A 22,639-nucleotide genomic window follows, 5' to 3' on the forward strand; every position below is an offset into this window, starting at 1 on the left:
ATCGTTTCATTTATCAAATGGACAATGATAAGCACGAAGTGGCATTGTCAACGGAGAAGCTCGAAGTTCGCTACGGGGACAAACTCGCTTTGTCTGAGGGGGATCTTTCGTTTGAGCGTTATAAGATTACTTCTTTGATTGGTGCTTCTGGTTCTGGAAAATCGACTTTCCTGCGGTCTTTAAACCGGATGAATGACGGCGTTGCCAATGTTAGTGGACACATTTGGTACCGTGGCTTGGATATCAACTCGAAGGATATCGACGTTTATGAAATGCGTCGGCACATCGGAATGGTTTTCCAGCGGCCAAATCCCTTTGCCAAGTCGATCTACGATAACATTACGTTTCCACTAACAAGACGGGGAAAGTACACAAAAGAGAAGCTGGACGAGATTGTCGAAACGACACTAAAGCAAGCTGCTTTGTGGGATCAGGTCAAAGATGAGCTGAACAAGTCGGCCCTTGCTTTGTCCGGGGGACAAGCACAGCGTTTGGTGATTGCCCGTGCGCTGGCGTTAAAACCAGACATCTTGTTATTGGACGAACCTTCTTCTGCTTTGGATCCAATTTCTTCTGCTAAGTTTGAAGAAACATTGCTTGAGCTAAAGAAGTATTACACCATCATTATTGTCACGCACAATATGCAGCAAGCTGCTCGAATCTCTGATTACACGGCTTTCTTCCATCAGGGAAAAGTGGTGGAGTATGATTTGACTCGTAAGATTTTTACTCGCCCCAAGGTCAAGTTGACCGATGATTATATTTCAGGTAATTTCGGATGACAAAAGAAAATAAAACGATCTTAGAAACGCGTAACGTCAAGCTTTGGTATGGAAATAAAGAAGCATTGCACGGCATCGATTTGGACTTTCCTGAAAAGGGGATTACGGCCTTGATCGGCCCTTCTGGTTCGGGAAAGTCGACTTACTTGCGTGCTTTAAACCGCATGCATGATTTGGAAGATAACATTACCGTAACGGGCTCTTTTAACTTCAAAGGTCAAGATATCTATGCACCAACGACGGATACAGTTGACCTACGAAAAAAGATCGGAATGGTCTTTCAGCAACCAAATCCCTTCCCATTCTCGATTTATGATAACGTGGCCTTTGGCCTACGATTGGCTGGCGTAAAGGATAAAGCTGTCTTGGATAAAGCAGTTGAGGAATCCCTCAAGGCGGCCTCTATCTGGGAAGAGGTGAAGGATAGTTTGAATAAGTCTGCTCTTGGCCTTTCGGGTGGACAACAGCAGCGTGTTTCGATTGCTCGTGTTTTGGCCACCCAACCCGATTTGCTGCTATTGGATGAGCCCACCTCGGCTCTGGATCCGGTATCCGCACATAACATCGAAGAAACCCTGCTCGAATTGCGCGACAAATACGCCATGATTATTGTGACGCACTCGCTCTCACAAGCTTCTCGAATTTCTGACCGGACGGCTTTTTTCCTAAATGGTGACATGGTCGAAACGGGGGACACGAGAAAGCTCTTTATCGACCCAAAGAAGCAAGAAACCGCGGATTATATTTCCGGTCGCTTCGGTTAAGGTTGACTGTTTTGTCTTTGCATAGCCCACTTGGCTCTTAGTTTGAAAGGAATACACCATGCGTCGATTATTTGATGAAGAATTAGCTGATTTGGACTCATCCTTTACGGAAATGGGTGAAGAGGTTGCTAGGACGATCAAGGCAGCCGTTCAATCGTTTATTAAGCATGACCGCGAAGGGGCTCACAAGATCATTGACAACGATTATAAGATCAATGAGCGCGAAGCCGCTTTGGAAAAGAAAACCTTTGAAATGATTGCCTTGTACCAGCCAGTGACGACCGACTTGCGCGAAATTGTCACGATCCTAAAGGCGGTTTCTGTATTGGAACGAATGGGAGATCAGGCACGAAACATTGCCACATCAACGATTCGTGTGAAGGGGACCAAGCACATGCATCCCGTTGAAAAGAAATTGGGTGAGATGGGTGAACTGGTCGCTACAATGGTTTCAGAGGTCATGTCCTACTATGTGAAAAACGATGCCCTCGGTGCCGAAAACATTGCGGCTAAAAATCACCAATTATCCAATGCTGCCGCTAAAGTTCGGACTGATTCGGTCACTGGAATGAAAGAGGATTCAGACTTAGTTGACTCAGCAGCCGATTATTTGGTTATTGCCGGCTACATTAAGCGAATTGGCGATTACACGACTGACATCGCCGAATGGATTGTTTATAAGCGAACGGGTAAGATCATTGAATTAAACCCTGGTTACAATTACTTTATTTAAACGATTTGTTGAAAAGCCCCTTTTTGGGGCTTTTTTCTTGCTTTTAATTTTCCGACTGTCTGGTCTTTGGTATAATGAAGCTAGTAAATACGATTAAAGGAGTGCCTATGCGCTTTATCATGCAAGCAGCCATCAACATGGCGGTTTTCTTGGCTTGTGCCCTGTTATTCCCGAATGGCTTTATTTTAGAAAACATGCTGGCAGCAGCAATTGCCGCCCTCGTCTTGGCGGCTTTGAATCAACTCTTAAAGCCGGCATTGTTGATGGTGGCGCTGCCACTTTTGGTGCTTAGTTTGGGCGCGTTTTCTCTGGTGATTAACGCTGCAATGCTTGAGTTAACGGCCTACTTGGTGCCGGGCTTTGCCTTTGCAAACTTTTGGTGGGCCTTGCTTGTGGCCGTGTTGCTAACCGTTGCCAACTTAATTTTCATGGATCGGACTCATATTGACATTAGGAGGTAGTCAGATGGCAGTAAAAAAAGTAACTGTAAAAGATTTAGTCGAACACACGCGGTTAACCATTGTTTCTGGAGAAAAGCATTTGGATCGAACGATTCAAACCGCTGATATTTCCCGTCCTGGACTCGAAATGACGGGTTATTTCACCTATTATGCTCCCGAGCGTGTCCAACTTTTGGGTATTACGGAGACGTCTTTTTCCGAGCGGATGTCACATGATGAATTGCTGATGGTTTACCGTAAGATGGCTGATGAAAAGACACCTGCCTTTGTTGTGTCGACGAATTTGCCAATTGCCGATGAATTAAAGCAGGCGGCTGATGAAGCGGGCATTCCAATTTTGACGACTCATTTGACGTCTTCTCAGATTCTGTCGAACATGACCTATTATCTTGGTGGCGAATTGGCACCAAGGCAGGCTGTTCATGGGGTTTTAATTGATGTTCATGGACTGGGTGTCTTGATTACTGGTGATGCTGGGATTGGTAAGACCGAGTCAGCTTTGGAGTTGATTCAGCAAGGAAAAGCGCGACTGGTCGCTGATGATCGGGTCGACATTCACCAAGAAGATGAACAACGACTAATCGGTCAACCATCGGAAGTACTACAGAATCTGATGGAAGTTCGTGGCGTTGGAATTATTGACGTTCAACAGGTGTACGGAGCGGTTTCAGTTCGTTCGCATGCGTCCATTCGATTAAATATCCACTTGTCTAACGGAAAGATTGGTGAAGAGAACTTTGACCGGCTGGGTAATGAAGATGAAACCTTGGATATCCTAGGCGTCAAAGTTAAAAAGATGGTGGTTCCCGTGACCCCTGGACGGAATACGGCGTCCGTCATTGACGCGGCCGCTGTCAAATTCCGCACCCAAAACATGGGCTACGATGCCTTACAGACGTTGCAAGAACGGATGGATAAAGCCATGCAAAGTAACGAAAAAGAAGACGCTGAGGAAAAGAAACATGACTAAAATTGCAGTCCTTGGAGCCGGTTCATGGGGAACCGCCTTGGCCAATACCATGGCCAAAAACGAACAAGACGTCACCATCTGGTCACATAAAGCAGAACAAGCTAAAGAAATTGCTTTAAAAAAGACAAATGCACGATATCTTCCAGGCGCCTCTTTGGATTCGAACTTAAAGGCTACAGACGACATGGCTCTGGCCGTTCAAGGAGCCGATATCGTGCTCTTGGTTGTGCCAACGAAGGCCATTCGTCAGGTTGCCAAACAGTTGGGCACCATTCTAGAGGAAAAGCGGCAACAAGTGGTTTTGGCTCATGCAGCAAAGGGGCTCGAGCAAAAGACTCATTTGCGCATTTCGCAAATGATTGAGGCCGAAATTCCAGCTGAATTTGTGACTGGCCTGGCGGTGATCTCTGGGCCATCCCACGCTGAAGATGTCGTAAAGGGTGACCTTACGGCCATCTCAATTGGGTCGACGGATGACGCGGCTGCCCGCCTTTTGCAGGCGGCTTTAGCCAACGAACATTTCCGTCCATACACGAATTCTGATTTGGTTGGCTCCGAACTTGGTGGCGCCTTGAAAAACATCATCGCCATCGGTTCTGGAATGTTGATTGGCAAAGGTTATGGGGCCAATGCGCAAGCGGCTTTGTTGACACGTGGCTTAGTTGAAATAAGAGAGGTCGGAAAAGCCTTGGGTGCCGAAGGAGAAACGTTCCTTGGCTTGGCTGGCATTGGCGATTTGATTGTGACCGGGATGTCACCCAACTCAAGAAATTACCGTGCTGGCGTTGCTTTGGCATCAGGGAAGCCCCTTGCTCAAGTTGAAGAAGAAATGGGGATGGTCATTGAAGGCGTAAATACCATTAAGGCCGTCGTTGACTTTGAAGAGGAATTTGACCTAGATTTGCCAATTACGAGAACCCTGTACCAAGTCATCTATGAAGGCAAGACAATCGATCAGGGAATTAACGATTTGATGACAAGGCCCTTGAAAGCTGAAGATTAGTGAAAGTTTTGCTATAATGGATAAGAACGACAGTCGTGCAATTCTGCGGCTGAAAAGAAAGTAGGATAGAATGAAACCTGTACGTAAAGCCATTATCCCTGCCGCTGGTTTGGGAACTCGTTTTTTGCCAGCAACAAAGGCTTTGGCAAAGGAAATGTTACCAATTGTTGATACGCCAACGATCGAATACATCGTTCGTGAAGCCATCGCGTCTGGCATTGAAGACATTGTCATCGTTGATGGAAAGTCAAAGCGCTCCATCGAAGACCACTTCGATTCCAACCCTGAATTGGAAAACAACTTGCGTGAGAAGAACAAGTTGGAATTGTTGAAGTTGGTGGAGGAAACAACGGACATCAACATGTACTTCATCCGTCAGTCACGTCCAAAGGGCTTAGGAGATGCCATTTTGACTGCTAAGAGTTTCATCGGCGACGAGCCATTCGTCGTTTTGCTCGGTGATGACTTGATGCAAGACGAAGAACCATTGACTAAGCAGTTGATTGACCGATACAACGAAACGGGCGAATCGACACTGGCAGTAATGGAAGTGCCACACGATCGTGTATCTGAATATGGTGTGATCGATCCAGCCGCTAAGGTAAAAGAAGACGGGCTCTACCGTGTGAAGTCCTTTGTTGAAAAGCCAAAGCCAGAAGATGCTCCTTCTGATTTGGCTATTATTGGTCGTTACCTCTTGACCCCTGAAATCTTTGAAGAATTGGAACAGACAAAGCCTGGTAAGGGTGGTGAAATCCAATTGACGGATGCCATCGACACGTTGAACAATCGGCAACATGTTTATGCTCACAAGTTTACGGGTAACCGATACGACATCGGTTCTAAAATCGGCTTCTTGGAAACCAACATCGAATTTGGTTTGAAGCACCCACAGGTAAAAGACGAACTGCGTGCTTACATTAAGGAAATCGCAGCTAAGTTGTGATAAAAAAGAGGTCTAGACACCTCTTTTTTTAATTCGACAAATGTATTTTTAAGATATACAATAGAACTGATGATTCATCCAAATGAGTAAAGGAGTGCTTATGGCTGAAGAAGTGAAGAATTATGATGTCATTATTATCGGTGCTGGACCTGCCGGTATGACTGCAGCAACCTACGCCTCCCGTGCGGAGCTAAAGACCGTAATGCTGGACCAGGGGATTTACGGTGGCCAAATGAACAACACGGCTGAAGTTGAAAATTATCCGGGCTATAACAGCATCATGGGGCCTGACCTGGCTGAAAAGATGTACGCTTCTTCTACGCAATTTGGCGCAGAATATGCCTTTGGTTCGGTTACTTCTGTTGACGTGTCGGATCGCAAGAATAAGGTGGTGCACACGGACATGGGGGACTTCTCGGCGCCCGCTGTGATTTTGGCAACTGGATCGGAACACACACATCTGGGTGTTCCTGGAGAAGAAGATTACCAAGGAAAAGGCGTTTCTTACTGTGCCGTCTGTGATGCTGCCTTCTTCAAAGGAGAGCATGTTGTTGTTGTCGGTGGTGGCGATTCTGCTGTCGAAGAGGGCATTTTCTTGGCCAATATCGTCAAGGAAGTTACTATTTTTGTCCGTGGGGATAAGTTGAAGGCTCAGCCAATCTTGCAAGAACGAGCCAAGCAAAAGGATAATATTCGCTTTGTCTATAATACGTCGGTGACCGCGATCAACGGTAATGAAGAAGAGGTTCAGTCTGTTGATTTGAAGAACAATGAGACGGGGGAAACTTCTGTCTTTAAAACGGCCGGTGTGTTCATTTACATCGGATTAAAGCCGAATACAGCCTCTTTTAAATCCATGGGGATAACGAACCAAAATGGTTGGATTAAAGCCAATGAACGCTTAGAAACGTCGATTCCGGGTGTTTTTGCAGCTGGCGATGTTTTGGAAAAAGACCTTCGTCAAATTACCACGGCTATTGGCGACGGCGGACTGGCTGGTCAAGAAGCTTATAACTATGTCTCTTCACTAGGTGATGAGCAATAAAATTGAGTAAAAAAAGCAACCCTGGTGTTGCTTTTTTTGTATAAAGGAGCGCGTATGCCAATTCAACTCATTGGACTTCCATTCTAACCGATCGAATGGAATTGATTGAATCAGTGCCATTCAAGCTATCATTGAAGGAAAAGTCGTTGCTCGAGTCGATATGCCGCCTTTGCGAAAAAACGCTGCCGTGAATGGGGAACAGCGGAGTGTCTCGAAAAAGCAGGCCTTATTACGCCGACAAAACGTCAACAAGCGTTCAGCTGCACATTTTGATATTGTGTTATTACAAGAAGTGTTTAACGCGCTGCTTTCATTAAATGAATGAATATAAAAAGCGCCCTGCCATCGAATGGTAGGGCGCTTTTTCATTTGAAAAAGTTATTTAACGATTTCACAGAATTCCAAGGTTACGCCGTCTGGCGTCCGAACGTTGAAGAACTTGATGCCGTGATCCCAGAAAGGCAAGTGTTGCACTTCTGAATCGATCAGGTCTAAGTCCATCTTCTTGGCTTCCTCAAATGCCTTGTCGGCATCCGTTGTGTTCATCGAGATGTGATTAATGGCACCAGGCTTACCGGTTCCTTCATCGGACAACCAGGTCTCGATAACCAAGTGGCCATATTGCATGAACTTGACGGGGCCAGCAGCAAAGTCACCGATCTTCTTAAAACCGATGCTTGACCAAAACTTTTCGGCCCGATCCAAATCAGTCGTAGGAATGCCTACGTGTTGAATATCATCAAAGTAATCCGTTAATGCCATGTTGTGCACTTCCTTTTTCTTTTTTCTTCTACGAGCAGGTGAATGGAATTAGTCAACGGTGATTCCCTGGTGCTTTAACCCTGAGAAAATCCGTGTGTCAGCCCAACCAGTAATGTTTCCTTGGAAGAGGAAGGCAAAGACCGTTCCTAATCCATAGTTTGAAAAGTCTGGTACGGCAATCAACGCGATAATTCCGATGATTGTTGGCGGAATGTAGGAAACCCACATTGCAATTCCGGCGTTGCCCTTGAAATACTTAAAACGTAAGATCTGCATTAAGTCATCTGCAGGGTGCAACACAACGTTTGTCCGTTGGTAAATGGAAATGGCAGTTGCGATCAAGGCCACACCCAAGAAGTTCAAGAAGACGTACAAAACAACCATTGGCCATCCGTGTGCTTCTGGCATCCATTGGTTGAAGGCGTTGGAGAAAATACCAATCAAGAAAGAGAAGGGCAAGACGAAGGCGATGTTTCCAAAGAAACGAAGCCAGTCAATCTTGTGTTCCAACATCATGTTCATGATGGCGATCAAAACACCAACAGCGAAGAAAACGACGGACAAACCGAGGGAAGTGTTTCCCATGAAGGAAATGTTCCAGCCGTTTTCAGCAGCTGTCCAGTAGGCAGATCCCAAAAAAGCGGGGTGGATTTTTTGACTCGTAGCAATCGTTAAGACGTTTCCCATGGCGTTAATCACCAAAGAGAAAGCGAAGTAGGAAAGGGTCGCCCCCCAGCCTAGTGTACGGGTGCTGTTTTTCATAGGTCTTAGGCCTCTTCACCACCGACCTTAACAACGGCCTTTGAGACAACGCCCAACTTACCGTTAACAAAGTCGTCAACTTGTGCCAATTCGAGTTCGTGAGACATCAATGGCTTGATGTTCAACTTACCAGATGCCAAGAGTGCCAATGAGTCTTCAAAGGCGTTAGGGTTGATGAATGATCCTTGGATCGTCAATTCCTTTTGGAAGACTTCGTATGTGTTCATTTCGAAGCGAGCATCAGGACCACCAACACCAAACATCAAAACTTGACCACCACGGGCAGCTGATTCGATGGCTGATTCTTGCGTTTGTGGCATACCAACGGCTTCGATCACAATATCGTATTCTGATGAAGGGATCTTGTCGCCGTTCATCGTGTTGAACGTGTTCTTTACACCGAAGAGATCCTTGTTCATCTTCAACTTTTCATCAACGATACCGGCCAAGTCAACTTGGTGGATACCGTATGCTTGCAAGATTTGAACGAAGAGTTCACCCATGAAACCGTCTCCGATAACCAAAGCCTTTTGGTAAGGGGATGGCTTCAACAACTTCATACCGTGGATGGCACATGAGATTGGTTCAACAATGGCTGCTGACTTCAAGTCAACGTTGTCAGGGATTGGGTAAACCACTTCTGCTGGGGCAGTGAAGTATTCTTCAAAACCTCCGTCACGAGTAACCCCAACGGCTGACAAGTTTTCGCACAATTCTGGACGGTTCGTGTGGCAGAACTTGCACTGGCCACAGTAGATGTTTGGATCGATTGAAACACGGTCGCCAACCTTCAAGTTTGTAACCGCTGAACCAACTTCCTTAACAACTCCAGAGTTTTCGTGGCCCAAAACGATAGGTGGAACAGCATCAGCTGATCCTGGTTCTCCGGCGTAAAGGGCGTGGTCGGTACCACAAACACCAGCGTAAGCCGTGTGAATCAACACCTCATTAGGCTTTACTTCAGGCTTATCAATGTTCTTGATTTCCAATTGTTTCTTTCCAGTTAAGACAAGTGCTTCCATGACTTGATCCTCCAAATAAATTCTTTGTATTTCTTTACACAATATATATTAAACATTGAGCAAACTAATGTCAAGTGAAAAAGAAAACTTTTTGTTATTTTAGTATTACGAACATTTAATGCCTATTCATTCATTTATAATAAGTGAACAAAGTGACCGAAAGGTTGATGCTTTTTTGCTTCGTATGCTGCTTAGTGCCTTGGGTGCGCCTTTTTTTTACCTTAGAATGCTTGGTGATGGTGCGAACTTTTTTGATTTTTGGATGCTTTGTTAAAAAAGTGCGCTTAGGAGGCAGACTTTGACGGGCTCTTAGCGTATGATGGAAGTAGGTAAACGGTGTTTTATCTTAGATTAATCGGAATTGTTTAAGATAAGATCCAAGAATTTTTTGCTGGTCGACTGTGGCCTTTTGGATAGCTCAATTGAGGAGTTTGAATACATGATGATAGCGGCCTTTGGCGCAATTGGAGAATGGGTGACCCACATCGGGCATGTTGATGCGAATTTCTCAATCGTTGAATTAAGCATCCTATTCTTACTGATTTTAATTGAAACTGGTGGCATCGTGACCGGTTTTATTCCGGGCGATGCCCTGGTGATGACGGCCGCTGGTTTTGCTGGGCGGCACCATTCGCCACAGGAGTTTTTGATTTTGGTCCTGCTCTTTGCCTTGGCTTCTGCAATTGGCGATTCAATTAACTATTGGCTAGGCGCTTGGGTTATTAAACAGGTCGACAAAATTCCTTGGGTGAAGCGGCACTTAAATGAAGAAATGACCGAAAAGATAACGGCCAATTTGAATCCGAAACGTTGGCAGCTTTTCATTATTTTGGGCCGGTTCGTCCCTTTTGTTCGAACCATTGTGCCACTTTCGGCCCACCGGTTGAAATTACCTTTTAAAACGTATTTCCACATGTCAGCCTTAGCCTCGACCATTTGGTCGATTTCGATGGTAACCATCGGCTACTTCTTTGGGCACTTAACTTTGCCAAAGGGCGTATTGCCGGTTGGCATCGGATTAGCAGTGATCGTGGTTGTGTTGACGTTACGCTCTGCTAAATTTCGGCAGTGGATCATTGACTTAATTACAAAACCCAGCCAAGAGAAAGATGAGGACTGAGATGACAACTTATAAAGAAACGTTTGAAAAGTGGCAAAAGGCGGACCTACCAAAAGACTTGGCGGCCGAATTAGCGGCCTTACCCGAAGCGGGTATTGAAGAAGCCTTCTATCAAGACATGGCTTTTGGAACGGCTGGTATGCGTGGGCACATGGGCGTTGGCCCAAATCAGATCAATGTGGTGACCGTTGCAAAAGTCACCGAAGCCTTGGCTAGCTACATCGATCAAAATGGTCAAACAGCAAAGGAACGCGGAGTCGTCATTGCCTTTGATTCCCGTCACCATTCTGAAGAATTTGCGACGGTTGCCTCTCGTGTTCTTTCAGCTCACGGTATCAAGGTTTACCGTTTCTCATCCTTACGACCAACGCCTGAACTGTCCTTTGGTGTTCGCCATCTGAAGGCCTTTGCTGGAATTATGATTACCGCGTCCCACAACCCAAAGGAAGACAACGGCTACAAAGTATACGGTGAAGACGGTGGACAAATGATTCCAGAAGCCGTCCAAGCAGTCATCGATGCTCGGGCCGCCATTGACGATCCATTTACGATTGAACAGGACCGCTCGGAAGCAACTGTTGCGATCATTGATCGTCTTGTTGACGATCCTTATTTGGCTGAAGTAAAAACGATTTCAGTGGATCAAGCCCTCATCCAAAAAGAAGGGGCAGCTTTAAAGTTCGTTTACTCGCCCCTGCACGGAACGGGTCAATACATTGGAGAAAAAGCTTTGCAACAAGCTGGCTTTTCCAACTATACGATTGTAAAAGAACAAGCCGAACTGGATGGGGATTTCCCAACGGTCAAAAAGCCTAATCCTGAAGATCCAGCCGCACTTTCTTTGGCTATCGACTATGCCAAAAAGGAAGCGGCGGATTTGGTAGTGGCAACCGATCCCGATGCTGACCGAATGGGGGCAGCCGTACGTTTGGCTGATGGTTCCTACCAGGTGCTTTCTGGTAATCAAATTGCGGCCTTGATGGTTAATTACTTGCTAACGGCTAAGAAGAAGACGCAAACGTTGCCAGAAAACGGAGCAATCGTGACGTCCATCGTTTCATCACGATTTGCTTCTGAAATTGCCAAGTCCTTTGGCGTTTCGACCTTCGATGTCTTGACTGGCTTTAAGTACATCGCTGCCATGATTGACCGTTTTGAAGCAAAGAAGGACTACACTTATCTCTTTGGTTTTGAAGAATCCTTTGGTTATTTGATCAAGCCATTTGCCCACGATAAGGATGCCATCCAAGCCTTGGTCCTCTTTGCCGAAATGGCCGCTTATTATAAGGAACAGGGCCGTTCCTTTGCAGATGGCCTAGATGACTTGTACAAGCAATTCGGCTACTTCGAAGAAAAGACAATTGCCTACGAATTCCCAGGTGTCTCCGGTCACCAGGAAATGGCCGATTTGATGGCCAAGTTCCGCAACGAAAAGCTGGAAAAGGTTGCGGATCAATTGGTCTTGGCGACCCAGGACTTTGCCAGCCAGACACAAAGGGATCGTGTTGGTGCGGTCAAGAAAATGCCACAACCAAAAGCTAACGTGTTGAAATACTGGTTGGCCGATGGTTCATGGATTGCGCTGCGTCCTTCCGGTACTGAACCGAAACTGAAGCTCTACTTGGGTGTCGTGGCAGATTCGAAGGAAGAAGCCGATCGTAAGTTGGCGTCTTATGAAAAGGAAATGGCCGGAAAAGTTCAGGACTAAAAATTGCAAGCCGGCTCATCCTTTGCTATACTAGTAAAAGGCAATAAGCCATAATTAACGGTAATCCGCTGTGCGTCAGTCGTTAGGCAAGCATAAGATTGGCGATTAGGAGAATGACACATGCGTCAAAACAGTTTGTTAGAAAAAGTTACGTCATCCCAATTGCGGAACGATGTTCCAGAATTCCGCGCAGGGGACACGGTTCGAGTTCACGCTCGGATCGTCGAAGGTACTCGCGAACGTGTTCAGCTCTTTGAAGGAGTTGTGATTAAGCGTAAGGGCACTGGAATCCAGGCTACTTACACGGTTCGTAAGATCTCTTCTGGTGTTGGTGTGGAACGTACTTTCCCAGTACACTCACCACGTGTTGACAAGATTGAAGTGACTCGCTTTGGTCAAGTTCGCCGCGCCAAGCTTTACTACTTGCGCTCATTGCAAGGTAAGGCAGCTCGTATTAAGGAACGTCGTCGCGACGCCTAAGTTCGAGTTTAAGTCTCCACTTTTTAGTGGAGACTTTTTCTTTTGCGATAAGATAGGAAAAATGGAGCAGAAAGGGGGCACTAAAATGACCGAATTTTTACAGGCGGTTGATCATCGAAAGATTTTACACGTCGATATTGACGCTTTTTATGCGCAGGTCGAAATGCGGGACAATCCAAAGTTAAAAACAGTCCCCCTCGGTATCGGTCGTGACCCTGATCAGCATCATGGTCACGGGGTCATCGCCACGGCTAATTACCTTGCTCGAAAGGCTGGGGTTCACTCGGCCATGGGATCGATTGAGGCGAAACGGGCCTGTCCGGACTTGGTTTTTGTGGCACCGGACTTTGATAAATACCGTCAAATTTCGGTACAGATTCATGCTATTTACCATGAGTTCACGGATACGATTGAGCCGGTGGCTTTGGATGAGGCCTACTTGGACGTGACCGAAAACAAGATGGCTTCTCCTACTTTGGCGGCCCAGCTTCGCCATCGAATCTGGCAGGAAACGGGGCTAACCTGTTCCGTCGGGGTTTCCTATAACAAAGTGTTGGCCAAGCTCGGTTCTGAGCACCACAAGCCAAACGGGGTGACGGTGATTCCCCGTGAATTGGCTCAGGACTTCATGTTGGCTCTGCCCATCAAGGCCTTTCGTGGTGTCGGAGAAAAGACGCTCGAAAAGTTTCAAAAGCTTGGCGTTAAAGACGGTCGGGATTTGCACGCGATGTCCTTGGATGACCTGCGCGTTTATTTTGGGTCTTTTGGTGATGTCTTGTATTGGCAAGCCAGAGCGACTCATTTTAGCCCGGTGAAGGACCGGTCGGTTCGTCAATCGGTTGGTAAGGAATCGACTTTTGAGTTCGCCTTGCACGACCGCCAACAGGTTGAAGCTGCCTTCAAGGAATTGGCCGAAAAGGTCGTGCAAAACATGGAAAAGCGCAAGTTGCTCGGCCGGACGTTAACGGTCAAGATTCGAGACGACGATTTCCACACTCAGACCAAGGGCATCACCTTGGCCGACACCTTTGATTTGGATCCGGCCTTTATGACTAGGCAAGCGATGTTGATCTTTGATGACTGTTATCCGGATGAATTTTCCGTGCGTTTGCTGGGACTAACCTTTTCCAATATCGTGCCTCAAAAATATGAAGCAGTGACACTTTTTTAAGAGCAGCGCACGGGATTCCCCTTTTGTTAGCCTCCTTTTCTGGGGTATAATAAAAGACAGACAAAAAAGACAGGACGACGATATGGCAAGCATTCAAGAAGATATTCTTTCACAAATCAAGCGTTACGATACCATCATTATTCACCGCCACCAGCGGCCTGATCCGGATGCTTATGGTTCGCAACTCGGCTTGCAGGCCATTTTGCAGGCCTCTTTTCCCGAAAAGAAAATCTATGCGGCTGGTAAAGAAATTCCTGGCCTTGCCTGGATTGGGGATGGTAAGAAAATTGCCGATGATGTACCGGATTCGGCCTACAAAAAGGCGTTGGTGATCGTGGTTGATACGGCCAACGATCCTCGGGTGGATGACCAACGCTGGCGTAACGGTATGGAAGTTGTCAAGATCGATCATCATCCAAATGTCGAACCTTATGGCGATTGGCAGTGGGTCGAAGATGACGCCTCGGCGACAGCCGTTTTGATCTACAAATTCTTTTGGGCTTTGAAGGACCAAGGGTTGGTGATGACTAAGGAGGCGGCTCGTTTCCTTTACATCGGTATCATCGGGGATACCGGGCGTTTCATGTACTCATTGAATCAAGACGTCTTCGATGTTGCGGGTAAGCTTGTCGCTTATGGTTTTGACTACCAGACCATGTACACAGCAATGACAACGTTACCAGAACCGGCGGTTAAGCTTTCTGGATGGGTCATGCAAAACATTACCGTGCTTGACTCTGGCTTTGCTTACGTGGTGTTGGACCGTGATCTGCTGAATTCCTTCCACTTAGGGGATGCTGGTACGTCATATACGGTTTCGATTCCATCACGAATTGATCGGGTGAAGGCCTGGGCCATTTTTGAGGAACAAGACAACGGGGATTATCGTGTCCGCTTGCGTTCACGCTCGATTGTCATTAATGACATTGCCCAAGACTTTGACGGCGGGGGACATCCGCTTGCTTCTGGTGCCTGGGCTTATGGAAAAGAACAAATTCAAGAAGTGATTGATCGTGTCGACGCTGCATTGAAAAAGCAGGACTAAGCGCAAGAAACGCTCACATTTCGCTCTCTGCTCGGTCTATTGGGCCGAGCACTTGCAAAGAAAGTAAGGACAATATGCCAGAAGAAAGCCAACAATTTGGCCAATTTAATTTAAAGCCAGAAGTGATCGCTGCCTTAAAAAAGATCGGCTTTGACCAACCAACGCCGATTCAGGCTAAGTTAATCCCGACGATCTTACGTGGTGGGGATGTGGTCGGCCAGTCGCAAACGGGTTCTGGGAAAACCCACACCTTTTTGGTGCCGATCTTTAACAATTTGGATCCGCGAGTACAAAAGACTCAAGTTGTGATTACGACGCCGTCACGCGAGTTGGCCGCTCAAATTGCAAAGGCCGCCCGTGCCTTTGGAGAGGCCATGGCTATGGAGAAGGTTGCGATTTCCGAATATGTCGGTGGTACGGACAAAGCGCGTCAAATCCGTCAGCTTGACAAGCACCAACCACAGTTGGTTATTGGAACACCGGGCCGCTTGTCCGACTTGGTCAAAAGTGGGGCCTTGTCATTGAACCAAGTGAAGACTTTGGTTGTTGATGAAGCTGATATGACACTTGACATGGGCTTTTTGCCCGATGTGGACTTCTTGGCCGGCGCGATGCCAAAGGACTTGCAGACTTTGGTTTTCTCGGCTACCATGCCAGAAAAGCTGAAGCCATTTTTGAAGAAGTACATGGATAATCCGACCTTCACGACGATTCCAACGTCGGCCACGATTGCTGACACAATCGATAACTGGCTGATTGCCACGCGTTCAAAGGACAAAGAAGAAGTGATTGATGGGTTACTTAAGGCTTTCAACCCTTATCTAGCGCTGATCTTTGGAAATACAAAGGAGCGTGTCAAGGAATTGGCCGCTCACTTACGTGGTCAAGGTTTCAAAGTTGCTGAAATTCATGGAGATGTACCACCACGCGAACGGCGTCGTGTCATGAAGGGCATTTTGCATTTGGATTATCAATACGTGGTCGCGACGGATCTGGCTGCTCGCGGGATTGATATTGAAGGTGTCTCCCATGTCATCAATGATGGCGTGCCGGGTGAATTGGAATTTTTCGTTCACCGTGTTGGCCGAACGGGTCGAAACGGTATGCCTGGAACGGCCGTCACGTTGTACGGACCAGACGAGGAGAAGAAGATTGAAGAGTTGGAAAAGCTCGGTGTTATCTTCCAAAACAAGCAGCTGAAAAAAGGCGAAATTGTTGATGTCAAAGACCGTAAGGCGCGTTATCAAAGACAAGCAACGACTAAGAAGCTCGATCCTGAAATGGTCGGAATGGTCAAGAAAAAGAAGAAGAAGGTCAAGCCTGGCTACAAGCGCCAAATTAAGAATAATTTGAAGCGTAAACAGCAAATGGACCGGCGAATCGAAGCTCGTCAAGAACGGCGAAATACGCGTCGTGACAATAAGAATAGTTAAGAAAAGTGCCTCTGATGAGTGGCGCTTGTCAATAAAAAAGCACCCAACGTTTACAAAACGTCGGGTGCTTTTTTTATAAGTGGTTAGAAGTCTAGGGCTGTCTTAGAATCCCGGTGTTTCTTGCTCTTTGGGTCAAAAGCCAGAAGTGAATTGGTGATCGATTGTTCGACTGAAAGGCTGTCTTCCTCATTTTCGACCGGTGTATTGGTCGTTTCAGTCGTCGCCGAAGCAGTCCACTCTTCGGTAGGTGTTTTTGGTTGGCTGACTTGGCTTTGACCGTCTTTAGTATTCACGACGGCTTCATCTTCGGCTTCAGAAAGCGCGCTTGGCTGCTGCATCGCGTCCTCTTCTTTGACTTCAGCCAATTGGTCAAGCATGTGCGATTCTGAAGCGGGCTTTACAGCGCCAGAATTTTCAATTTGTGCGGTGACGGCCTCTGTTTTTTCATCCATGAGATCAAAGAAACGGTCACGAAGGGCAACTTGTTCCGATGCGGTCAGTGATTCGACACGGTGTTGATTATCTACCATGACAGTAATCGTTACCGTGTGCTTTCGCATATTGACCTGAAAGTAACTTTCAGCAATCGCTTCGTTTTGTAATTCCACTTGTTGGGCCAAGAAACCAGCTTCCAGTGAGAAGTCGGCTTGCCGGTTCAAAGCTAAGCGGTCTTTGATAACAGGACCAGCAACGAGCCACTGTTGCTCGGCTTCGCCCTGATAAGTGATCGTCAAATTACCAAAGCCAGCTTGTTCGAAGAAGTTCGCAATTTCAGCGATCGACTCGAGTGGGAATTGGCGGGCCAATTCTTTCCCAGCCCAATAAGTGATGTTCGCGTAGTCGTCTGTTAACAAATTTTGCAACAAAGCATCCCGGAGGAGCAGCGAGGCAAAAGCGTTTTCAGAACGATTCATGCCGATTTGTTGGTGTGTTCGATCGTTTGCCATGAAAAGAAATCCTTTCTTCTGTTTATTATAACAAAGTGATCAGCTTTAGACCCAGTCTCTCTTGCTTTTTTTTATGATTATCCGATAATAGGAGTATGGAAAATGAAGCACATGCAATTGGAATGATGGATTCGGGAATTGGTGGATTGACAGTCGTCAAGGCGGCTAAGGCGCTTTTGCCAAACGAATCGATTGTTTTTGTCGGGGATAACGCGCGCAATCCATACGGCCCTAAAGATCCAGAAGAAGTGATCAAATACAGCCGACAGATTGCTCATTATTTGGTCGAAAAACATCAAATCAAAGTGTTAGCTATCGCTTGCAACACGGCAACGGCTTGCGCCTTGCCGGTTTTGCAAGATGAGTTGGACATTCCGGTCATTGGCGTGATTGATTCTGGAGCCAAGGCGGCGGTGGAAGCGTCTCGTTCAAAGAGAATTGGCTTGATCGCGACGCAAGGAACGGTTCGATCAAATAAATATCAGCAGGGAATCGCTGCTTTAGATAAAAACGCCAAAGTTTTTGCCCAGGCGGAGCCAGATTTTGTCCAACTGGTTGAACAAAATCGTTATCAAGAGCCGGCAGCTGAAGCGGAAGTAGCCGATCATTTGGCCGCTTTTAGAAACGATCAAATCGATACCTTGATTCTTGGCTGCACCCATTTTCCCTTGTTGACATCGGCCATCAAAAAAGCTGTTGGCAATGACGTCACACTCATTGATGCGGGAGCAGTAACGGCTTTGGAGCTGGCGGCTGATTTAAAAGTCAACGGCTTGTTGCGGAAAACCGATACGAAAAAGCCGAGTTATCAACTCTATACGACTGGCTCGGTTGCCTCTTTTGAGACGATTGCCAGAAATTGGCTGGGCCAAGGGGACTGGCAATTTAGCCACCTCCCTTTAGCCACCTTGACCAAAGAAGAATGAGGATGATGATGACACGATTAATTATTGCAAGTAATAACGTCAATAAGGTGAAAGAAATTAAGGCAACATTGATGGCTGCCTCAATTGATCTGGTGGTGGTGTCACTGTCGGATTTGCCTGAAGTACCAGACATTATAGAAGATGGCGCCACCTTTTTCAAGAACGCGAAGAAGAAGGCGGAGACGATTGCTGCTGTTTACCCACACGACTTCGTTTTGGCTGATGACTCTGGGTTGACGATTCCAGCTTTGAATGGGGAGCCGGGTGTTTACTCCGCCCGTTACGCTGGGGACCACGATGATGCCGCTAACAACCGCAAGGTCTTGGAAAAGATGGAAGGGTTCGATGCGCCAACCGATCGCGAGGCTTTCTTCACAACGGTGATGGTGGTCGCTTTCAAGGGCTATGAGGAATTGGTGGCCGAAGGGCGTGTGGATGGCTTCATCACTGAAAACTGGGATGGTAAGGAAAGCTTCGGCTACGACCCCATCTTTTATTACGCACCTGCTCAAAAGACCTTTGCCGAGATGACAATGGAAGAAAAAAACGCCGTCTCCCATCGCGCTCGGGCACTAAAAGAGTTGATCTTAAAACTACCAGCATGGCTGAACCAATAAAGTCGGGGAACCGGCTTTTTTATTTGGTAAATGAGGCGAGTAGAAATGGTCAAAAAGAGGACCAGCGGAAGCAGCCAAAAATCGAATCAAATACGCTATAATAGGACTAATGACTGACGAAAATCCACAATTTAACACCTGGTTCGAAGGGCAAAACGAGACGGACGAGCTCTTAAAAAACGCTGCAGCTAATCAAGAAGAGCAAGAAGGCGAATTGTCCTTGCGACCAAAGAAACTGTCCGAATACATCGGACAAAAGGCCTTAAAAGATGAGCTTTCTGTCTATTTGCAGGCTGCCAAAATGCGTGAAGAAGCCTTGGATCACGTGCTTTTATTTGGCCCTCCAGGACTAGGTAAGACGACGTTGGCGATGATTATCGCAAGCGAATTAGGGGTGAACCTGAAGACGGCATCCGGTCCGGCCATTGAAAAGGGCGGTGATCTTGTTGCTTTACTAAACGGCTTGGAACCGGGCGACGTTCTGTTCATCGATGAGATTCACCGTCTGCCAATGAACATCGAAGAAATGCTCTATTCGGCCATGGAAGACTACTACATCGACATCATGGTCGGTCAAGGGCCAACAGCTCGAGCGGTTCATTTCCCATTGCCACCCTTTACTTTGGTGGGGGCGACGACTCGTCCGGGGATGCTGTCGAAGCCTTTGCGTGATCGCTTTGGCATCATCAACTCGCTGGCTTATTATGAGCCCAAAGATTTGGCGGAAATTGTGACACGAACGGCCGCCATCTTCGAAGCACCGATTACCAAAGAGGGCGCCCTGGCGGTCGCCCTGCGTTCACGGGGAACGCCGCGGATTGCTAACCGCTTGCTGAAGCGGGTTCGCGACTTCGCTCAGGTAGCTGGAAAGACGGCTATCGAACCCGAATTGGTCGACATGGCGCTGGATAAGCTGCGCGTCGATCAGAAGGGATTGGACGAGACCGACCACAAGTTACTGCTGTCGATGATTGACCTCTACCATGGCGGGCCAGTTGGTCTGGCGACGATTGCGGCCAACATTGGCGAAGAGCAGGACACGATCGAATCGATGGTCGAACCTTATTTGCTACAGATTGGCTTTTTGAAGCGGACGCCACGCGGCCGTGTCGTGACCGAAGCGGCTTATGAGCATTTAAACCGCCCATACGAAGAAGAACATTAGGAGGCTTTCATGACGGATGCACCACACTATCAATTAAGCGATTTCGACTATGATTTGCCGGAAGAATTGATCGCCCAAACGCCTTTGGCGGACCGCTCGTCTTCCCGTTTGCTGGTCTTAAACGCCGAAACGGGGGCGTACGAAGACAAGCACTTCTATGATATTTTGGATTATCTGAACCCAGGCGATGCCTTGGTTATGAATAACTCCCGTGTGTTACCAGCACGTTTGCACGGAATTCGTCCGCAAACAGGCGGTCATGCCGAAGTGCTCTTGCTTCGCCAAGACCATGGGGATGTCTGGGAAGTTCTGGTCAAGCCTGCTAAAAAGTCACCAGTCGGCTCTACGATTGTCTTCGGAGATGACCCCAAAAATCCGGTGATGACCGGAACCATCGTTAAGGAACTCGATCATGGTGGGCGTTATATCGAATTTGATTATCAAGGCATCTTCATGGAACGCCTGGAGCAGTTGGGCGAGATGCCGCTGCCTCCTTATATCAAGGAAAAGCTGGAAGATCAGGAGCGCTACCAGACGGTTTACTCTAAGGTCGATGGCTCGGCGGCTGCACCGACAGCCGGCTTGCACTGGACCCCGGAGCTTTTAAAAAAGGTGGCTGACAAGGGCGTTGAACTGGTCGAATTGACCCTGCACGTTGGTCTTGGGACTTTCCGTCCGGTCGACGAGGAAAACATCGAGGATCATAAGATGCACTCCGAGTTCTATCAGCTGTCTGAAGAAGGCGCTGACGTGCTGAACAAGGTGAAGGCCAATGGTGGTCGGATCGTGGCGACGGGAACGACCTCGATTCGGACTTTGGAGACGATCGGGACGAAGTTCTCTGGCGAACTGAAGGCCGATTCCGGCTGGACCGACATTTTCATCAAACCGGGCTATGACTGGCAAGTTGTCGATGCTTTCATCACCAACTTCCACCTGCCAAAGTCGACGTTGGTGATGCTGGTGGCGGCCTTCACCGGCCGGGAGCACATCCTAAACGCTTACGAGCACGCAGTGGCCGAAAAGTATCGTTTCTTCTCCTTTGGGGATGCCATGTTTGTGCACAAATAACACGTTAAAAAGCAGCCGTTGTGGCTGCTTTTTTTGTATGGTCATCTCTGGCACTCGACTGGATTTTTTTAATTTTTGCATCGAGTGCTTCAGACCCTAAGCCTTCCCAGCATGCTATAATAGGCCTATGAAAACATTTGAAACAACCGATGTAAAAGAAACAAAAGCGCTGGCCGAACAAGTGGCTGCCTTGGCTGAACCGGGACTGGTTATCACGTTAAACGGGGATTTGGGGGCCGGTAAAACGACCTTTACCAAGGGATTTGCCCTGGCCTTGGGCGTCACGGATCGGGTCAAGAGCCCGACTTTTAACATCTTGAACACTTACGAGACAGGTCAGATTCCGTTGTATCATTTCGATGCTTACCGCTTGGAAGAATCAGGCGCAGCCGACCAGGGCTTCGAGGACTATCTGGGAACAGATGGGGTCACCTTGATCGAGTGGCCGCAATTCATGGCCGACCTGCTACCGAATGATCGCCTGGTCATGACCTTTGAACGGACAGGAAATGGTCTGAACGATCGAACCATCACGGTTAAGGGCCTTGGCAAGGCTGAAAAGATCGAAGAGAGGCTGTCTTAATGACTGAGAATAAAGAACAAAACGAAGCAACCTTGTCTTATTCTTTGAAGGGGATGGATTTGATGCAAGCACAAGCGGCTCAGGATCTGCTTGCGGTCTTGGATCAGGAATCGGATACCTTTTTATTGGCTGACGAGCTTGCTCGTCAGCAGTCACAAAGCATTGATGAAGAAACGCTGTCAAAAGAGATGGAACAGCCGGCTAAAACTTGGCTGGTTTGGGCGGAGGCGAAAAGTGAAAGTGATTCGGATGAGAATCCGGCCGTCAGCTACCCCGTTGGGATCGGTTCGATTTCAGAAGGCGAGGTTGGCATTGCCATTTTAAAGGCTTACCAAAATCAGGGGCTTGGTCGAGCGACCTTAGACAAAATGGCTGATTGGGCCAAGACGGTCGGCTATGATTGCCTTTGGTTGGATGTCGATGTAAAAAACGGCCCGGCCCGCCATCTTTATGATGAGATCGGCTTTGTCATTCAGCCAGACCAAGAACAACTGGTCACGCTGCCAAACGGCCGCGTGGCCACACTGGAAAGAAGGGAGTTGGCACTTTCATGAATTTTGTTGCCATCGATTTTGAAACGGCTTCGGGTCAGCGCCATTCAGCGGTTTCATTGGCTTTGGTCGTGGTTCGAAACGATCAAATTGTCGACCAGTTCTATACGTTACTAAAACCAGATACGCCATTTTCCGCCCGGAATTCGCAGATTCACGGCATCTACGAACAGGATGTCGTTGACGCACCCAGCTTCAAAGAGATCTGGCCAACGATCGCGCCTTTCTTCACCGAAGAGAAACTGGTTGTGGCCCATAATGCCACCTTTGACGTTTCTGTTTTGAAGGCCTGTCTGGACTACTATGATTTGCCGGATGCGCATTTCCAGGTCTTAGATACCTTGAAGACCTCACGTAAACTGATGACCGATCTGCCGAACCACAAGCTGAACACCGTTTCAGCTGCTTTGGATATCTCTTTGAAAAACCATCACAATGCTTTAGCTGATGCGGTGGCCTGTGCGGAGATTTTGATTCGCCAAGGACAATTGTTTGGCTTGGAACCGTTGAAAGAAGCGGTGCGGTATAAATAAGAGCTTATCAATAAAAACGTACCAAATAAGAGGCGTGTT

At 47.4% G+C, this 22,639-nt stretch carries 25 protein-coding genes and 1 pseudogene; 22 read left to right on the forward strand and 4 right to left on the reverse strand.

Annotated elements, in window-relative coordinates; all coding sequences use genetic code 11:
• Positions 1–17 precede the first annotated feature (17 nt).
• The 9 genes and pseudogenes from pstB (G6R27_RS00110) to G6R27_RS00150 all read left to right on the forward strand — a co-directional run.
• Complete coding sequence (pstB, locus tag G6R27_RS00110) at positions 18–782, forward strand: phosphate ABC transporter ATP-binding protein PstB (protein WP_420798188.1); 765 nt, start codon at positions 18–20, stop codon at positions 780–782.
• A complete protein-coding gene (gene pstB, locus G6R27_RS00115) occupies positions 779–1,546 on the forward strand; it encodes a phosphate ABC transporter ATP-binding protein PstB (RefSeq protein ID WP_213819060.1) in 768 nt (255 codons plus the stop codon). Before pstB (G6R27_RS00110) ends, pstB (G6R27_RS00115) begins: the two co-directional genes overlap by 4 nt.
• 58 nt (positions 1,547–1,604) lie before the next feature.
• Positions 1,605–2,279 (forward strand): phosphate signaling complex protein PhoU, encoded by a 675-nt coding sequence (phoU, locus tag G6R27_RS00120; RefSeq protein ID WP_213819061.1) that lies wholly within the window; start codon positions 1,605–1,607, stop codon positions 2,277–2,279.
• 107 nt (positions 2,280–2,386) lie between these two features.
• Positions 2,387–2,740 carry a phage holin family protein gene (locus tag G6R27_RS00125; RefSeq protein ID WP_213819062.1) on the forward strand — a complete coding sequence of 118 codons (354 nt, stop codon included), beginning with the start codon at positions 2,387–2,389 and terminating at the stop codon, positions 2,738–2,740.
• Positions 2,741–2,744: 4 nt separating this feature from the next.
• Positions 2,745–3,710 (forward strand): HPr(Ser) kinase/phosphatase, encoded by a 966-nt coding sequence (hprK, locus tag G6R27_RS00130; RefSeq protein ID WP_213819063.1) that lies wholly within the window; start codon positions 2,745–2,747, stop codon positions 3,708–3,710.
• Positions 3,703–4,713, forward strand: coding sequence for an NAD(P)H-dependent glycerol-3-phosphate dehydrogenase (locus tag G6R27_RS00135; RefSeq protein ID WP_213819064.1), 1,011 nt, complete (start codon positions 3,703–3,705; stop codon positions 4,711–4,713). The genes hprK and G6R27_RS00135 overlap by 8 nt, the downstream gene beginning before the upstream one ends.
• A gap of 70 nt (positions 4,714–4,783) precedes the next feature.
• Positions 4,784–5,659: a UTP--glucose-1-phosphate uridylyltransferase GalU gene (gene galU / locus G6R27_RS00140; RefSeq protein ID WP_213819065.1), complete on the forward strand. Its 876-nt coding sequence runs from the start codon at positions 4,784–4,786 to the stop codon at positions 5,657–5,659.
• 100 nt (positions 5,660–5,759) lie between these two features.
• On the forward strand, positions 5,760–6,704 hold the full coding sequence (gene trxB / locus G6R27_RS00145) for a thioredoxin-disulfide reductase (RefSeq protein ID WP_213819066.1): 945 nt from the start codon (positions 5,760–5,762) through the stop codon (positions 6,702–6,704).
• Positions 6,705–6,822: 118 nt separating this feature from the next.
• Positions 6,823–7,029 (forward strand): annotated as a pseudogene (locus G6R27_RS00150) (elongation factor 4); the annotation flags it as partial.
• Positions 7,030–7,082: 53 nt separating this feature from the next.
• Here G6R27_RS00150 and G6R27_RS00155 read toward each other — a convergent pair.
• From G6R27_RS00155 to G6R27_RS00165, 3 genes are read right to left on the reverse strand one after another with little or no spacing between them, the layout of a single operon-like run.
• On the reverse strand, positions 7,083–7,466 hold the full coding sequence (locus G6R27_RS00155) for a VOC family protein (RefSeq protein WP_213819068.1): 384 nt from the start codon (positions 7,464–7,466) through the stop codon (positions 7,083–7,085).
• Between the two features lie 48 nt (positions 7,467–7,514).
• Complete coding sequence (locus G6R27_RS00160; protein ID WP_213819069.1) at positions 7,515–8,228, reverse strand: DUF6198 family protein; 714 nt, start codon at positions 8,226–8,228, stop codon at positions 7,515–7,517.
• Positions 8,229–8,233: 5 nt separating this feature from the next.
• Entirely contained in the window at positions 8,234–9,250 is a 1,017-nt protein-coding gene (locus G6R27_RS00165; RefSeq protein ID WP_213819070.1) for a zinc-dependent alcohol dehydrogenase family protein, read from the reverse strand.
• A gap of 439 nt (positions 9,251–9,689) precedes the next feature.
• Here G6R27_RS00165 and G6R27_RS00170 point away from each other — a divergent pair, with 439 nt between their 5' ends.
• The 6 genes from G6R27_RS00170 to G6R27_RS00195 all read left to right on the forward strand — a co-directional run bounded on the left by G6R27_RS00170 (position 9,690) and on the right by G6R27_RS00195 (position 16,207).
• On the forward strand, positions 9,690–10,370 hold the full coding sequence (locus G6R27_RS00170; protein WP_230791113.1) for a DedA family protein: 681 nt from the start codon (positions 9,690–9,692) through the stop codon (positions 10,368–10,370).
• A 1-nt stretch (position 10,371) separates the two neighbouring features.
• Positions 10,372–12,078: a phospho-sugar mutase gene (locus G6R27_RS00175; RefSeq protein WP_213819071.1), complete on the forward strand. Its 1,707-nt coding sequence runs from the start codon at positions 10,372–10,374 to the stop codon at positions 12,076–12,078.
• 120 nt (positions 12,079–12,198) lie between these two features.
• Positions 12,199–12,558 carry a 50S ribosomal protein L19 gene (gene rplS / locus G6R27_RS00180; protein WP_213819072.1) on the forward strand — a complete coding sequence of 120 codons (360 nt, stop codon included), beginning with the start codon at positions 12,199–12,201 and terminating at the stop codon, positions 12,556–12,558.
• Between the two features lie 85 nt (positions 12,559–12,643).
• The gene (dinB, locus tag G6R27_RS00185) at positions 12,644–13,729 is read left to right on the forward strand and encodes a DNA polymerase IV (protein ID WP_213819073.1); all 1,086 of its coding nucleotides are present in this window, start codon (positions 12,644–12,646) and stop codon (positions 13,727–13,729) included.
• A gap of 82 nt (positions 13,730–13,811) precedes the next feature.
• Positions 13,812–14,774, forward strand: coding sequence for a DHH family phosphoesterase (locus tag G6R27_RS00190; RefSeq protein ID WP_213819074.1), 963 nt, complete (start codon positions 13,812–13,814; stop codon positions 14,772–14,774).
• A 74-nt stretch (positions 14,775–14,848) separates the two neighbouring features.
• Positions 14,849–16,207 (forward strand): DEAD/DEAH box helicase, encoded by a 1,359-nt coding sequence (locus G6R27_RS00195; protein ID WP_213819075.1) that lies wholly within the window; start codon positions 14,849–14,851, stop codon positions 16,205–16,207.
• Between the two features lie 83 nt (positions 16,208–16,290).
• Here G6R27_RS00195 and G6R27_RS00200 read toward each other — a convergent pair whose 3' ends face one another.
• The gene (locus G6R27_RS00200) at positions 16,291–17,154 is read right to left on the reverse strand and encodes a YslB family protein (RefSeq protein WP_213819076.1); all 864 of its coding nucleotides are present in this window, start codon (positions 17,152–17,154) and stop codon (positions 16,291–16,293) included.
• Positions 17,155–17,249: 95 nt separating this feature from the next.
• Between G6R27_RS00200 and murI the strand changes: the two genes are divergently transcribed.
• The 7 genes from murI (at position 17,250) to G6R27_RS00235 (ending at position 22,600) form a co-directional block, all read left to right on the forward strand.
• Entirely contained in the window at positions 17,250–18,080 is an 831-nt protein-coding gene (gene murI / locus G6R27_RS00205; RefSeq protein WP_213819077.1) for a glutamate racemase, read from the forward strand.
• An 8-nt stretch (positions 18,081–18,088) separates the two neighbouring features.
• A complete protein-coding gene (locus G6R27_RS00210) occupies positions 18,089–18,697 on the forward strand; it encodes an XTP/dITP diphosphatase (protein ID WP_213819078.1) in 609 nt (202 codons plus the stop codon).
• 109 nt (positions 18,698–18,806) lie between these two features.
• Complete coding sequence (gene ruvB / locus G6R27_RS00215; RefSeq protein WP_213819079.1) at positions 18,807–19,862, forward strand: Holliday junction branch migration DNA helicase RuvB; 1,056 nt, start codon at positions 18,807–18,809, stop codon at positions 19,860–19,862.
• 9 nt (positions 19,863–19,871) lie between these two features.
• Positions 19,872–20,933: a tRNA preQ1(34) S-adenosylmethionine ribosyltransferase-isomerase QueA gene (gene queA / locus G6R27_RS00220; RefSeq protein WP_213819080.1), complete on the forward strand. Its 1,062-nt coding sequence runs from the start codon at positions 19,872–19,874 to the stop codon at positions 20,931–20,933.
• A 127-nt stretch (positions 20,934–21,060) separates the two neighbouring features.
• Complete coding sequence (gene tsaE, locus G6R27_RS00225) at positions 21,061–21,516, forward strand: tRNA (adenosine(37)-N6)-threonylcarbamoyltransferase complex ATPase subunit type 1 TsaE (RefSeq protein ID WP_213819081.1); 456 nt, start codon at positions 21,061–21,063, stop codon at positions 21,514–21,516.
• Entirely contained in the window at positions 21,516–22,070 is a 555-nt protein-coding gene (locus tag G6R27_RS00230; protein ID WP_213819082.1) for a GNAT family N-acetyltransferase, read from the forward strand. Before tsaE ends, G6R27_RS00230 begins: the two co-directional genes overlap by 1 nt.
• On the forward strand, positions 22,067–22,600 hold the full coding sequence (locus G6R27_RS00235; RefSeq protein ID WP_213819083.1) for a 3'-5' exonuclease: 534 nt from the start codon (positions 22,067–22,069) through the stop codon (positions 22,598–22,600). Before G6R27_RS00230 ends, G6R27_RS00235 begins: the two co-directional genes overlap by 4 nt.
• Positions 22,601–22,639: the final 39 nt, after the last annotated feature.

Source organism: Fructobacillus papyriferae, from assembly GCF_018437225.1.
Lineage (GTDB): Bacteria > Bacillota > Bacilli > Lactobacillales > Lactobacillaceae > Fructobacillus > Fructobacillus papyriferae.

Excerpts from the sequence above, each read along its gene's own strand:
- G6R27_RS00155 (WP_213819068.1), bottom strand. The coding sequence starts at position 7,466 with ATGGCATTAACGGATTACTTTGATGATATTCAACACGTAGGCATTCCT.
- queA (WP_213819080.1), top strand. The coding sequence starts at position 19,872 with ATGACGGATGCACCACACTATCAATTAAGCGATTTCGACTATGATTTG.
- pstB (WP_213819060.1), top strand. The coding sequence starts at position 779 with ATGACAAAAGAAAATAAAACGATCTTAGAAACGCGTAACGTCAAGCTT.
- G6R27_RS00230 (WP_213819082.1), top strand. The coding sequence starts at position 21,516 with ATGACTGAGAATAAAGAACAAAACGAAGCAACCTTGTCTTATTCTTTG.
- galU (WP_213819065.1), top strand. The coding sequence starts at position 4,784 with ATGAAACCTGTACGTAAAGCCATTATCCCTGCCGCTGGTTTGGGAACT.
- pstB (WP_420798188.1), top strand. The coding sequence starts at position 18 with ATGGACAATGATAAGCACGAAGTGGCATTGTCAACGGAGAAGCTCGAA.
- G6R27_RS00210 (WP_213819078.1), top strand. The coding sequence starts at position 18,089 with ATGACACGATTAATTATTGCAAGTAATAACGTCAATAAGGTGAAAGAA.
- G6R27_RS00125 (WP_213819062.1), top strand. The coding sequence starts at position 2,387 with ATGCGCTTTATCATGCAAGCAGCCATCAACATGGCGGTTTTCTTGGCT.
- G6R27_RS00190 (WP_213819074.1), top strand. The coding sequence starts at position 13,812 with ATGGCAAGCATTCAAGAAGATATTCTTTCACAAATCAAGCGTTACGAT.
- tsaE (WP_213819081.1), top strand. The coding sequence starts at position 21,061 with ATGAAAACATTTGAAACAACCGATGTAAAAGAAACAAAAGCGCTGGCC.
- dinB (WP_213819073.1), top strand. The coding sequence starts at position 12,644 with ATGACCGAATTTTTACAGGCGGTTGATCATCGAAAGATTTTACACGTC.
- G6R27_RS00195 (WP_213819075.1), top strand. The coding sequence starts at position 14,849 with ATGCCAGAAGAAAGCCAACAATTTGGCCAATTTAATTTAAAGCCAGAA.
- G6R27_RS00235 (WP_213819083.1), top strand. The coding sequence starts at position 22,067 with ATGAATTTTGTTGCCATCGATTTTGAAACGGCTTCGGGTCAGCGCCAT.
- hprK (WP_213819063.1), top strand. The coding sequence starts at position 2,745 with ATGGCAGTAAAAAAAGTAACTGTAAAAGATTTAGTCGAACACACGCGG.
- G6R27_RS00160 (WP_213819069.1), bottom strand. The coding sequence starts at position 8,228 with ATGAAAAACAGCACCCGTACACTAGGCTGGGGGGCGACCCTTTCCTAC.
- G6R27_RS00165 (WP_213819070.1), bottom strand. The coding sequence starts at position 9,250 with ATGGAAGCACTTGTCTTAACTGGAAAGAAACAATTGGAAATCAAGAAC.
- trxB (WP_213819066.1), top strand. The coding sequence starts at position 5,760 with ATGGCTGAAGAAGTGAAGAATTATGATGTCATTATTATCGGTGCTGGA.
- rplS (WP_213819072.1), top strand. The coding sequence starts at position 12,199 with ATGCGTCAAAACAGTTTGTTAGAAAAAGTTACGTCATCCCAATTGCGG.
- G6R27_RS00200 (WP_213819076.1), bottom strand. The coding sequence starts at position 17,154 with ATGGCAAACGATCGAACACACCAACAAATCGGCATGAATCGTTCTGAA.
- G6R27_RS00175 (WP_213819071.1), top strand. The coding sequence starts at position 10,372 with ATGACAACTTATAAAGAAACGTTTGAAAAGTGGCAAAAGGCGGACCTA.
- phoU (WP_213819061.1), top strand. The coding sequence starts at position 1,605 with ATGCGTCGATTATTTGATGAAGAATTAGCTGATTTGGACTCATCCTTT.
- murI (WP_213819077.1), top strand. The coding sequence starts at position 17,250 with ATGGAAAATGAAGCACATGCAATTGGAATGATGGATTCGGGAATTGGT.
- G6R27_RS00170 (WP_230791113.1), top strand. The coding sequence starts at position 9,690 with ATGATGATAGCGGCCTTTGGCGCAATTGGAGAATGGGTGACCCACATC.
- ruvB (WP_213819079.1), top strand. The coding sequence starts at position 18,807 with ATGACTGACGAAAATCCACAATTTAACACCTGGTTCGAAGGGCAAAAC.
- G6R27_RS00135 (WP_213819064.1), top strand. The coding sequence starts at position 3,703 with ATGACTAAAATTGCAGTCCTTGGAGCCGGTTCATGGGGAACCGCCTTG.